This is a genomic window from Tamlana sp. I1, assembly GCF_015355625.1.
In the GTDB taxonomy this organism is placed as follows: Bacteria; Bacteroidota; Bacteroidia; order Flavobacteriales; family Flavobacteriaceae; genus Pseudotamlana.
In genome coordinates this window covers 238,295-250,204 of record NZ_JACLAF010000004.1, presented here as the reverse complement: position 1 = coordinate 250,204, position 11,910 = coordinate 238,295, and the positions used below count along the sequence as shown (strand labels likewise).

Annotated in this window: 6 protein-coding genes; 3 read left to right on the top strand and 3 right to left on the bottom strand. The window is 34.2% G+C overall.

Annotated elements, in window-relative coordinates:
• Positions 1-78: 78 nt before the first annotated feature.
• Entirely contained in the window at positions 79-4,191 is a 4,113-nt protein-coding gene (locus tag H6X70_RS05070) for a hybrid sensor histidine kinase/response regulator transcription factor (RefSeq protein WP_228530273.1), read from the bottom strand.
• A gap of 381 nt (positions 4,192-4,572) precedes the next feature.
• On the opposite strand from H6X70_RS05070, the gene kduI reads away from it, so the two are divergent.
• Genes kduI through H6X70_RS05055 form a run of 3 tightly spaced genes read left to right on the top strand, consistent with a single transcriptional unit; the run spans position 4,573 to position 7,400 of the window.
• Complete coding sequence (gene kduI / locus H6X70_RS05065; RefSeq protein WP_194766578.1) at positions 4,573-5,415, top strand: 5-dehydro-4-deoxy-D-glucuronate isomerase; 843 nt, start codon at positions 4,573-4,575, stop codon at positions 5,413-5,415.
• Between the two features lie 4 nt (positions 5,416-5,419).
• Positions 5,420-6,214, top strand: a complete 795-nt coding sequence (locus H6X70_RS05060) for a gluconate 5-dehydrogenase (RefSeq protein WP_102996286.1) — start codon at positions 5,420-5,422, stop codon at positions 6,212-6,214.
• A 1-nt stretch (position 6,215) separates the two neighbouring features.
• Entirely contained in the window at positions 6,216-7,400 is a 1,185-nt protein-coding gene (locus tag H6X70_RS05055) for a DUF4861 family protein (protein WP_194766577.1), read from the top strand.
• A 270-nt stretch (positions 7,401-7,670) separates the two neighbouring features.
• On the opposite strand, the gene H6X70_RS05050 is transcribed toward H6X70_RS05055, so the two are convergent.
• Both H6X70_RS05050 and H6X70_RS05045 read right to left on the bottom strand, forming a co-directional pair.
• On the bottom strand, positions 7,671-10,094 hold the full coding sequence (locus H6X70_RS05050) for a glycoside hydrolase family 2 protein (RefSeq protein ID WP_194766576.1): 2,424 nt from the start codon (positions 10,092-10,094) through the stop codon (positions 7,671-7,673).
• A gap of 40 nt (positions 10,095-10,134) precedes the next feature.
• Positions 10,135-11,799: a hypothetical protein gene (locus H6X70_RS05045; protein ID WP_228530272.1), complete on the bottom strand. Its 1,665-nt coding sequence runs from the start codon at positions 11,797-11,799 to the stop codon at positions 10,135-10,137.
• Positions 11,800-11,910 lie beyond the last annotated feature (111 nt).

The window sequence follows — 11,910 nt, the reverse complement described above, 5'->3', positions numbered from 1 at the left end:
TGAAATTCAAAAAAAGGGGTTCAAAAGTTCAAAAAAACCTTTATAACCCCTTATATTTCAATAAAATCACATTTTTACCTAAAATTGATTGGCAAATCTATTTTGGTATTGAGAAGGTGTTTCATTAAATTTTTTCTGAAAGCACTTACTGAAGTATTTTGGATTTTTAAATCCAACTTGGTAGCTAATTTGAGAGATGTTAATTTTATTAGTTTCTAAAAGTTGTGCAGCACGTTTAAGCCTAATTTCTTGTATAAATTCGTTAGGCGTAAAATTGGTCCAGGCTTTTATTTTACTAAATAAAGTTGTTCTACTAACACCCAATTCCTGACTAAAAAGTATGACATCGAATTGATCGTTTGCAATATGTTCCTCTACAATTTTGAAGGCTTTTTTTAGAAGCTTCTCATCTATAGAAGTAATCGTGATTTCGCTAGGCGTTATATCATTAATTTTAGAAAATTTATGTTTTAATCGCAGCCTATTTTCCAAAATATTTTTAATACGCAATTGAAACTCCTTAACATTAAAGGGCTTGCTAATGTATTCATCGGCTCCACTTTCTAGCCCTTCAAACTTATAAATCAAGGAACTTCTAGAGGTTAATAAAACTACTGGAATATGACTCGTTTTAATATCTTCTTTAATTTTAGAGCACAACTCTGTTCCCACCATTTCGGGCATTATAACATCACTTACAATAAGATTAGGTAGATTTTGTTGCGCTAATTTTAATGCTACTTTACCATTTTCAGCCTCTAGCACATTATAATCGTGTTTTAATAGATTTTTAATAAAAACACGCAGTGGTTTGTGGTCTTCTACAATTAAAATGGTTGGTTTATCTGTTTCAGAAATTAAATCTTCTATATTTTCTTCATCGAGAGTTGGAGCTTCTTTTAATTGATTTTCGTACTGACTTACATCATCACTTAATTTAAAATCGTTAAGAATTTCGCTTTCCTGCAAATGCTCCCGTCCTAAAGGTAAACTTACTCTAAAAATGGTACCAGGCTCATTTTTTGGTTTTAAAGCAATGGTACCTTTATGTAATTCGGCTATATTTTTTGCTATGGACAAACCAATTCCCGAACCGCTGTTATAACTTTTTTGCGGTTGGTTATGAATAGGCACTTCAAAAAAACGATCAAAAATTTTATTTTCAAACTCCTTAGACACGCCTACTCCAGAGTCATCAATATCTATGTATATAAAATTAAAATCTTTACTAATTTTTATAGCAATACTTCCGCCTTCAGGCGTATAACGAAAAGCATTAGAAATGAGGTTATAAAAAACCCGTTCTAATTTATACCTATCGTAGTATACATTAATAACATCTTCATCAGATTCAAAGGTGTATTTATAGTGTCCATTTTTGGCATACTCACTAAATGAAAAATAAATTTCTTTTAAAAATTTCACAATATTACCTTCTGCTGCCTGTAAGTTAAACTGATTATTTTCAAGCTTCCTAAAGTCCATTAACCTATTAATAAGTTGTAATAAGTGGTTAGCGCTATTCTCAATAACCAATAACTTTTTATAAACTTTATTACTGCCCTTATAATCGATCAACACTTGTTGCAAAGGCCCTAAAATTAGAGTTAATGGGGTTCTAAATTCATGAGATATATTAGTAAAAAATTGCAGTTTTGCCTGATTAATATCTTCATTCCTTTTCTTCTCTATAGTCTCTAAGGCTAGTTCATGTTTTAATTTTGCTTTCGATTTTAAAAAAGTAATTAAAGCAAATAATGCCACGCCTATAAACAATCCATAAAAAATAAATGCCCACCAACTACGCCATGGAGCAGGCTGTACTTTTATTTTTAATACCGTGGGACTATCATTCCAAACCCCATCATTATTAGCGCCTTTAACTTCAAATTTATAAGTCCCTCCTTGTTGAATAATGTAATTTACCTCGGTATTACTAGTTACATTCCAAGTGTCTTCTAACCCAATCATTCTGTAGGCATATTGATTATTAGACGCATTTATGAAATTGGGTATTGCAAAACGAATGGCGAAATTCGCATTATCAAAATCTAGGTCTATTGTTTTTGTAAATGCAATATCCTTGTTTAAAATGGCACGATCTCCACCAATAGGAACCGATTCATTTTTAATTCTAAAATCTGTTAAAATTACTTGCGGATTATAATCATTAACACTAATATTTTCTGGCTGAAATGAAACTACACCTGCAGGACCTCCAAAATAGAATGTATTATTTTCAAAATTTAAACTCGAGTTGTCATTATATTCATTACTTATTAAACCATCTGTTTGATCGTAAATAGTAATTTCCTCACTATTTAAATTATATTTCACTAAACCTTGGTTTGAACTAAACCATAGATTCTGATTGGCATCTTCTAATAGGGAATGTACAGAGTTTATGGTCACTCCATTTTGCTGTATTTCAACTTTATTAAAAGTTTCGCCATTAAACTTATATAAGCCACTGGCTTTTGTTCCAATCCATATATTCTGAGAACTATCTTCAAAAATTGTTAATATATCCACCCCTGATATAAGTTCAGAATCAAAGAAAAAATGTTTTATGGGTATATTTTCCTTATTCATACTAGACAGTGTAACCACATTTAGTCCACTTTGAGTTCCCATCCAGACCCGCTGTTTAGAATCAATAAGTAAAGAACGTACCCTATTGTTTGTAAGGGAATAAGGAGATTCATTATTGGTAGTTATTTGTTGGAATTTTTTAGTTTCGGTATTATATCTAATCCCTCCAGAGCCAAAAGTACCAAGCCATATAATGGAATCGCTTTCTTTTGCAGAAACATATACACTCGATTCTTCTAATATTTTGCTAAGTGATTCTGGAAAATCATTTTTTCTAACCGTTTTAGTTTTGTAATCGTATATAAAAGGCAAAGTATTAAAGCACCCTACCCATAATTCATTATTAAAAACGGTTAACGACTTTATATTATCACTTAAAACCCCTTTAGTATTTGTCGCATTAATATAACTAACTTCATCTGTTTTAAAATCCCATTGGGTTATTCCACCCCCTTCCGCTCCAAAAAAAACGACACTATCTTTACTTGCTGCAATAGACCCAATGACATTATAACTTAACCTCTTAGGCTTTGTATCTTGGTTATAATTAATAAAATTAAAATTAGATTCATCCCATAGATGTAAACCTCCATAATAACTACCCGACCAAATTGAACCATGTTTATCTGTAAAAATGGTCTTGATTTTATTTAAGCCACTATAATCTGAAGATTTTTTACCAATATGCTGAAGCTTTCCGTTAGATTTTAAAATAGAAATACCACTATATGTCCCTAGCCATAGGTTATTATGTTTATCAAAATTAATCGCCCTGATATCTAGATCTAAACCTTTAAATTCTGAATGATTTTTATAAGAGATTAAGGTGGTTGTATGCGCTTTAATTTGATACAAACCACTATCCTGAGTAGCTATCCACAAGTTATTATCACTATCCTCTGCTATATCTTTAACATGTAATTTATGTGGTTTAGAAACAGCTTTGACTTTATAATCTATAAGTTGAAATGTAATTTCTTCTGCTTTACGCGATTTCACCATACAAAGGCCGTTATCTGTCCCTATCCAAATATCTCCGTTTTTAGATTCGTAAATACTGGTAACAAACCTACCCGGAAGACTGTAGTTGTTTTTTTCATTTGACAAAACCGAAATAAACTTTCCCGTTTTTTTATTATATATCGCTAAACCATTTAAGGTACCAATCCAAATTTCATCCTTTATTTCCTTTATTTCCCAAATGGTATTGGATGGTAAAGACATGGGATCGTTGGTATGAAAAAAATGCTGAAAAGTATTTGTAGACGGATTATACTTATTTAAACCATTATAAGTACCTACCCATAACATTCCCGAGCTATCTTCCTCGATAGTTAAAATATCACTATTACTTATTGAAGTGGAATCCTGCGGATTATTTCTATAAACTTTAAAATTATGTCCATCAAATTTATTTAGTCCGTCACGTGTACCAATCCATAACTGGCCAAAAACATCTTGTTCTATATCAATTACAGAACTTTGAGAAAGTCCATCTGTAGGTGTAAAAGATTTAAAAACGAAGTTATTGTTCTGAGCTGTTAAAGCAGCAGCACAAAACCATAAAACAATGACACTAAAAATATTGTTACTACGCATGTATAAAATATAAATCCCCAATTAATAATTTAAGACTTGAAAAATTAATTGTATCACTACTAAATACAGCCTTTTCAATAATGCTATACAACTAAAATCAACCGATATAAATCCCACCATAAAATCAATTTTAAATGTCCTAAAAGAGTAAAAAAACAAATGGATTTTATTAATATTTAATATCTAAAAAATAATAGTTTAAAATTACTTCTTTTACCTAGTTTATAGTGCTTTTTCGTACCAAAATAGGGTGTCTATCGTACATATTTACTCTAAAACACTAATAACAGTCATGGTTCTCATGGATTTCTACTAAGTTTATATTTTAAATGATTTCATGAACTTAAACAGAAAATCAACAAACAATAAAACATACTAAAAATGAGCACAATTTATGAAAGCCGTTATGCTTCAAATCCAGAAACGGTCAAAAAATACGACACACAAGCATTACGCAACGAGTTTTTAATTGACAACTTGATGCAAGCCGATAAAATTAATTTAACCTATACTCATTACGATCGCTATATCGCTGGTTCAGCTGTACCTGCTTCTGCTCCACTAACTCTAGAATCCATCGATCCTCTTAAAGCGCCATATTTTTTAGAGCGTCGTGAATTAGGAATTATTAACGTTGGCGGAAATGGAACGGTAACGGTTGATGGTACGGTATACGAATTAGGCTTAAAAGATGCCTTATATGTTGGTATGGGAAATAAAGACGTGGTATTTGCTAGTAAAGACGCAAACAATCCTGCTAAATTTTATTTAAACTCCGCACCAGCACATACCAATTATCCAACAAAAAAAGTAAGCAAAGCCGAAGCTAATAAATTAGAATTGGGTTCTTTAGAAACAGCAAACCATCGTACCGTAAACCAAATGATCATTGGAGGTATTGTAACCACTTGCCAACTACAAATGGGAATGACCGAACTTAAAACAGGTAGTGTTTGGAACACCATGCCTGCTCACGTTCACGATCGTAGAATGGAGATTTACTATTATTTAGATATCCCACAAGATCAAGCCGTATGTCACTTTATGGGGCAACCACAAGAAACGCGTCATATTTGGATGCAAAACGATCAAGCAGTTATCTCACCACCATGGTCTATACACTCTGGATCTGGAACTTCAAACTATACTTTTATTTGGGGTATGGCTGGAGAGAATTTAGATTATAATGATATGGATGTCGCAAAAATAACCGAATTAAGATAAGACCATGAGTATAGATTTATTTAATGTAAAAGGAAAAATAGCACTAGTAACAGGCAGTACACACGGGCTAGGTATGGCTATGGCTAGAGGCTTAGGTTTAGCAGGTGCAACTATTGTTGTTAATGGAAACTCCTCGCAAGATAAAATTGATACCGCTATTGCGGAATATGAAAAAGAAGGTATCAAAGCTGTAGGTTACAAATTTAACGTTGCCAAGGAAGAAGAAGTTATTGATGCAGTTGCCAAAATTGAAAAAGAAGTCGGTGCCATAGATATCCTTATCAATAACGCTGGAATCATCAAGCGTACGCCACTTTTAGACATGGAAGTTGCCGATTTTAAAGAGGTGGTAGATATCGATTTGGTTAGTCCATTTATCGTATCAAAACATGTGGTTAAAAACATGGTAGCACGAAAAGCAGGAAAAGTGATAAACATTTGCTCAATGATGAGTGAGTTAGGCAGAAATAGCGTGGGTGCCTATGCTGCAGCCAAAGGCGGACTAAAAATGTTAACACAAAATATGGCTACCGAATGGGCTAAGTATAACATTCAAGTGAATGGTATTGGTCCTGGATATTTTGCAACATCGCAAACCGCCCCTATTCGTGTAGACGGCCATCCGTTTAACGATTTTATCATTAACAGAACACCAGCTGCCAAATGGGGAGATCCTAACGATTTAGCAGGAGCAGCAATCTTTTTAAGCTCTAAAGCTAGTGATTTTGTAAACGGCCATGTGGTGTATGTGGATGGTGGTATATTAGCGACCATCGGGAAACCATCAAACGAAGCTTAATATGAAATCCATAGCATTGTATTCTTGTATCGCAGCCGTATCGTTAATGATGGGCTGCGATTCACAGAAAAAAGAAGCGACTGTTATTACTGTAAAGAATAGTTTAGAGCTTTCAAGACAATTCGAAACGGTAGAAATTTCAAAATCAGATATTCATTTAAATGAAGGTGAACGCTTTGAAAATTTGGTAATCCGTGATAAAGCAACACAGGTGATTGTAACTTCCCAATTTGTAGATGAAGATCAAGACGGTACAGCTGATGTGTTGTTATTTCAACCTGAAGTGGCTGCCAAATCAGAAAAGCAATATGAACTGGTTACATCTAACCTCACGAATACCGACACCGTAGCTTATTGCTATTCGCGTTTTGTGCCCGAACGCACCGATGATTATACCTGGGAAAACAACAAAGTGGCCTTTAGAACTTATGGGCCAGTTGCCCAAAAGATGGTAGAAGATTCTGTAAAAGGCGGTACCCTATCGAGCGGAATTGATGCTTGGTTAAAAAAAGTAGAATACCCAATTATCAATAAATGGTATGCTGGCAATGATAAAGAAAAAGGCTACTATCATAAAGATCATGGTGAAGGCTTAGATAATTTTCATGTAGGTTCTAGTCGTGGTGTAGGTGGTACTGCTGTAAAAGTGGATACCAGTTATTATATCTCTAAAAACTTTACCGATTATAAAACCATCACTACAGGGCCTATAAGAACCAGTTTTGTTTTAAAATATGCCGATTGGGATGCCAATGGAAAAACCATAACTGAAACCAAACATATTTCTTTAGATTATGGAAATAACCTATCTAGATATGAAATAGAGGTAACAGGAACCGATGTTTTATCGGTTGGACTAACCTTACATGATAAGAAAGGAGAAATCACAGAACAAGTAGATAACGGCTGGATTTCACACTGGGAGTCTGAATACTTCAATTCTGAATTAGGCACCGCAATCGTCGCACCTAAAGATGTTATGACCACTTCCGATTATTATGTTACCTCAATAAAGGATCGTAGCAATTTATACGCTCAACTAAAGGTTAACGATAACAAAGTCGTTTATTACGCAGGTTTTGCTTGGAAAGAATCTGGGCAATTCCCTACTAATGCTGCTTGGGAAAATTATCTTAATGCCTTTTATAAAAAAATTAATACGCCTTTAGAAGTTAGTATTCAATAACTTCAGGATTAATAGCACCCTAGTACATAACTTGAGGCTGTCTAAAAGTTAATTACACGTCAATCTGAATTTATTTCAGATTCTCATAATCATGGAGTTTCAATATTATGAGATTCTATGTCGAGCACAGAATGACGCATGTTATAACCTTTAAGACAGTCTTTTATTTTCACATAGTATACAAAGTATTCTAAATAAAAAATCGAGTCTATACCCCTGTATAAACCCGATTTACAATCAAAAACTAATGAATAAAAACTAACTTTACTTCTAATCTATGGTTAGATAGGTCCCCTTAAAACTTTGATTCAAGACCATCATTACTAAAGGCATACCATTACCATTTCTTTTTACCTCAATGGCCGCCTTTCCATTGGCCATTGCAATCGATTCGCTTCCTGTTGGTGTTCCTAGACTCTTATAATTTTCACCTCCAGAAAGACATTGAAAATACACGCGATCTTCATAATCCAAACAACGTAACCCTTTACTATCGTAGGCAGTTGCTGTCACTAAATAGTTTCCATTATCGAGAATTTCAGAGTCTAATTTTAATCCTACGGCTTTACCATTTTTATTAAACCTATAATTAATAGTCAATTCATCTTTAACGGTTTTATTTTCACTAGTATTCCCTACAGCCACAAGTGTATTCTTTCCTTCCTTAAAATTCAAATTCCAATTTAAACCAGCCGCAGGAAACGCTTTAAGATCACGCTTTTTAACTCCTAAACTTTTACCATTTAAAAACAGTTCTACTTCCGGACAGTTACTATAAACACTAATATCTCTTGCTAAATCTTCTGGTCCTTGTCGCTCTGTCCAAGTATGCGATTCTATATAGGTAAACGGCTCGTTACTCCAATAGCTTTTAAATACATAAAAGGCATCTTTTGGATTTCCTGCACGATCTACCAAACCCTTTTGATTCATATAAGGAATCGCATTTTCGGGACGTAATGGGGTACCAAAATCTTTAAAAGCCCACTGCACATTTCCAACGAAATCCTTATCATTTTCACTAATACGAAGGTGCCAATCAAACAAATCGACGATATAGTTTTCGCTCCAATCCCCTATTTGAGCTATATTAGCCACATCGGTTTGCACAATTTCTTCTTCCCATCCATCCGATTGAATTTTACCTTCTCCCGTTATTGGATTTTCGGTATGACGCCCCACATGACTAGAACCACCATACTCGGCATGTAAAAAATGCGGATATTCTTTTTTATAAGTATCGATGGCCTTTTGGTAGCTTTTATAACTTCCCGAATACCACCCAGACCAGATAGAAGGCGAAAACACATCCACAATATGGGACCCTTCATAATATTTTCGAATCGCTGTTTTCCTTGACGGATCTAGTTGGTGCGATAAATCGTTTAATTCCGATAAAAAAGAATTCATTTTGTCGGTATCACCGCCGTTTTCAAAATCTGGCAACCAATACATTTCATTGCCTAAAGACCAAATAATGATACTTGGGTGGTTATAATTCTGATTGATAATCTCTGTAAGCATGTGCTTGGTATTTGTTTTCCAAGCTTCATTTCCTACGCCACCTCGGCACCAAGGCAATTCGTCCCAAACCAATAATCCTAATTCGTCGCAGGCCTTGTACACTTCTGGATCTTGCGGATAATGCGCCAAACGCACAAAGTTTGCTCCCATCTCCTTAATAAGTTCCATATCCTTTCTATGCTGCGCGTTAGTCATGGCTGCACCTACTCCGGCATGTTCTTCATGTCGGTGAGTTCCTCTAAGCAAAACTCGTTTTCCGTTTAGGTAAAAAGCTCCGTGGTCTTTAAATTCAAACCATCTGAAACCTACCTTATTTTGCATGCGATCTATAACGTCACCCTTTTCTAATAAGGCTACTTTTAAAGTATATAGATTAGGATGTTCGGTGTCCCACAACTTCGGGTTTTTAATATTCCTGAAATGAATTTTGGCTGTACTATTTTTTATTCTGAACACCGATGAAGCTACAGTTTCTCCTTGAGCATCTAATAAATCGGCCTTTACTTTTAGATTGGAATTATTTAAGTTATTAATAGCTACAGTGGCCAAAAGCTCAGCTTCATTTTTAGAAACTTTTGGAGTCGTAATTTTTAATTCTGAAAGGTGTTGTTTTGGTATGGATTCTAACCAAACATCTCTTGTAATACCACCGAATATAAAAAAATCACTCTTTTGAGACGGGATAACTTCGGGATCGTAACTGTTATCCACACGTATAACAACTTCATTTTTACCTGATTTTATAAACTTGGTGATATCAATGGTAAAGCCAATATAACCTCCTATATGCCCACCTGCTTTTTGTCCGTTTACGTACACTTCACTATTTATATTCACGCCTTCAAAATAAAGCTGATATAAGGTATTGCTATCAATATTCGAGATATTCAGTGTCTTTTTGTACCAACTCCCCGTACGTCTGTAACCCGGATTTAAATCGGTAGCATCTAAAGCATTCCAGGTGTGTGGTAGATCTATAGTTTGCCAATCGACTTCCTGTAAAGCTTCATTAATATTTTTGATATTTTTTTCTAAGTAACTCCAATTGTTGTTGATATTTACTTTAGTTCGTATGGGAGCTGTTTCATTTAATTTAGAATTCCAAGCCCCAAAGGTTAAACATATTATGAAAACACCTACTAATTGGGCAATGTTGCTTTTATTATTCATAGTCGTATACTAATTATAAGGATGTGATTTTTTTGAGAGGTTAATTCTTTTTTAATCGTTTATTTAGTTGATATTCGTACAAAGACGGAATGGCTTTTAAAGCCTTATTCGTAAATTCTACATGAGCATTGGGGCCATAACTAAGTTTTAAAGCATGATTACCATGTACCCCGATAACGCGTGCATAAGGACCATCTTCCATACCATTTAAAAGTATGGCTGAAGCACCTAAACTGTCTTTAATATATACATTTATATTCCAAAATGTACTATAAGCACCATGTGAAGGCTTCCAGTAACCTGCACCTCCTCCTGCAAATAAGGGATAACTATTGTCTGTATTTGGTGTGATATGAACTTTAATATTATCGAATAGGTTTTGATGATTTGCACCAGAATGCTGATCTAAAATAGGTTCAGTGAACACCTCGCAATTGGTGTATGCACTTTTAGTTGCAAAAGTGTTAAAACTTAAAGGGTGAACGGCCTTATTATAAACCTTTATGTTTTGAGCCAAGACATTGTAAGTACCTTGCATCATTACAGTATAATGGGCTAGATGATCGCCCATTGTAGTTACATTTTTTATCGTGACGTTAGCAATTTCTTCAGTTAATACACCACTATCGGCATTTTCAATAGTAACATCATTTACCCAACTGTTATAGACACGGGTTAAATAAATAGCATTAAAACCTTGCTCTACATGATGTGCCACTGGCTGGGCATTTGGAAACGTTATTTTTAAATGTTCAATACCAATATCTTCAAGGTGTTTCCAGGCAACTAATTGTGCTTTATAGCTAGAAAGAATATCTATGGTTAGCGGACAATTAACAGTAACCGTTTTACCTGAAATTTCAACAATTTTAAATTGCTGTTTTACCAATGGTAACTCTGGAAAATTCCAATGATGGGATCCTACTTTAACCTTTTCATTTTTATATAATTCGGAAATAATGGCCCCGTGTTCACCATCTTTATTGAATAGTTGTAATTCGACAACATCTCCAACCTTAAGTAATTGTACATCAGAAACCTCGAAACTGAAGCTTCCTCTTTTACCATTAGAAACTTGAGCTAAAACATCAACTGGCTGATCGTATTTATCAAGGTAAGCTTTAACACGAACATCTGGTACTCGTGTCCAGATAAAACCACCAGCCCAAGCATATTGAGAGAAAGCTAAATCGATGTTATGTTCCTTTTCGCGTTGGCGCTTGTCAAATTTCACCAAATATTCACGAAGTTCTTTTAATGATTCTGAATCTTTAGAATACATGAGTGGTCTAGGAAAATATAATTCGGTTCCACCAGTTCCTGAACCAGACCCTCTTAGTATGAATTGACTACGTTCTAAATAAAGAATTTCACTTAAAATAAGCCGCCCTTTTGGAAGTTGTAAAATAACATGACCTTCCATTTTTGAAACAGACTCAATGGCTTGAAGCAATGCTTTAGAGTCATCCAATGCATCATTTGCAACCACGCCATAATCTGTGGCTTTTATAATAGTCCCTTTAGATTTCGAGATATCTACTTCACCATTATAATAACCTGCAAAACTAAAATCTGGCAAATAATTTAAATCATTTACAGAGTTATTCTGAAGAATCTTCGGAATGTTTTGGGCAAATACCATGGTATTACAAATGGTAATCACCATAAATATGGCAATGTAAATTTGAAGTTTACTAAAATTCATCTGGCTAATGGTACATTAAAACGATATAAATTAACTAACCATAAAATTAGCGTTTACAAGTCGGTTTTAAGTCCGAAAACAGTACCAAAATCGTTCAAAATACAAGCAAAA

Bases quoted from the DNA above. Each gene is read 5' to 3' on its own strand.
- kduI (WP_194766578.1), top strand. From the start codon at position 4,573: ATGAGCACAATTTATGAAAGCCGTTATGCTTCAAATCCAGAAACGGTC.
- H6X70_RS05060 (WP_102996286.1), top strand. From the start codon at position 5,420: ATGAGTATAGATTTATTTAATGTAAAAGGAAAAATAGCACTAGTAACA.
- H6X70_RS05070 (WP_228530273.1), bottom strand. From the start codon at position 4,191: ATGCGTAGTAACAATATTTTTAGTGTCATTGTTTTATGGTTTTGTGCT.
- H6X70_RS05045 (WP_228530272.1), bottom strand. From the start codon at position 11,799: ATGAATTTTAGTAAACTTCAAATTTACATTGCCATATTTATGGTGATT.
- H6X70_RS05055 (WP_194766577.1), top strand. From the start codon at position 6,216: ATGAAATCCATAGCATTGTATTCTTGTATCGCAGCCGTATCGTTAATG.
- H6X70_RS05050 (WP_194766576.1), bottom strand. From the start codon at position 10,094: ATGAATAATAAAAGCAACATTGCCCAATTAGTAGGTGTTTTCATAATA.